The sequence below is a fragment of the Variovorax sp. 01T439_2 genome (genome assembly GCF_056398445.1).
The window spans coordinates 1-1,124 of the sequence record NZ_JBFTPJ010001315.1 but is presented as its reverse complement, the minus strand read 5'-3'; the positions used below and the strand labels follow the sequence as shown (position 1 = coordinate 1,124).

Genomic DNA, 1,124 nt, shown 5'->3' with positions numbered 1-1,124 from the left:
TCGAAGCCCAGGCTGCCTTGGTCTGCTCCACGCTTGCCTTCATCGCATCGGCGGCAGCGCCGCTTTGCGCCGACACGCACGACTGGGCCTTGGCCAGGTAGTCGTTGCACTCCTGCGGCAGGTCCGCGGCCGATGCCGTGGGAGCGGCGGCTGCGGGCGCGGCCGGTGCAGCCGGAGCGGCAGGCGCCGCGGGAGCGGGCGCTGGTGCAGCGGCAGGTGCCGGCGGTGCAACAGGCGCCTCTTCCTTCTTGGAGCAGGCAGTCAGCGCGGCGGCCATGGCCACCAGAACGAGAAGTTTCTTCATTTGTGCAGAGTCCCCAAAAAAAGGCCTTCGGTTATCGGTTCGCAGTGCGAAGCGCGAATGGCAATGTGGCCCGGTCCATTGCCGCAATCAAACACCGGCGGCCGCAGCGGCGCCGGAAACGATTTCCGAAAGCTCCTTGGTGATGCCTGCCTGGCGGGTCTTGTTGTAGACCAGCTTGAGCTCGTTGATCACGTTGCCGGCGTTGTCCGTCGCCGCCTTCATTGYGACCATCCGGGCCGAGTGCTCGGACGCCATGTTCTCGGCCACGGCCTGGTAGACCAGCGACTCCACATAGCGCACCAGCAGCTCGTCGATCACGCTCTGCGCATCGGGCTCGTAGATGTAGTCCCACGAATGCTGGCCAGCCTCGACCTGCAGCGAGTCCGCGGCCAGCGGCAGCAGCTGCTCGACGAGCGGCTCCTGCTTGATCGTGTTGATGAACTTGGTGTAGCACAGGTACACGGCCGAGAGCTTGCCTTCCGCATAGGCGTCGAGCAGCGTCTTGACCGGGCCGATGAGCTTGTCGAGATGCGGCGTGTCGCCCAGATGGGTGACATGGGCCACCACGCGCGCACCGATGCGGTTCAGGAAGCCCAGGCCCTTGCTGCCGATGGCCACCGACTCGATCGCGATGCCCGCGCTCTGTGCTTCCCGCAGCTTGCCGGTGACGGCGCGCAGCAGGTTGGTGTTCAAGCCGCCGCACAGGCCCTTGTCGCTCGTGACGATGATGAAGCCGATGGCCTTGGCCTCGTTCTTCTTCATGAACGCGTGCGTGTACTCGGGATTCGCCTTGCCCAGGTTGGCCGCGATGTTGCGGATC

At 65.4% G+C, this 1,124-nt stretch carries 2 protein-coding genes; both read right to left on the bottom strand.

Features of this window, described 5'->3' with window-relative positions:
- Positions 1–304: hypothetical protein (locus AC1DOC_RS34585; RefSeq protein ID WP_478131701.1), on the bottom strand; the 304-nt coding region annotated here is incomplete at its 3' end.
- A gap of 87 nt (positions 305–391) precedes the next feature.
- Positions 392–1,124, bottom strand: a 733-nt coding sequence (gene atpG / locus AC1DOC_RS34580) for an ATP synthase F1 subunit gamma (RefSeq protein WP_478131700.1), incomplete at its 5' end; no start/stop codon positions are given.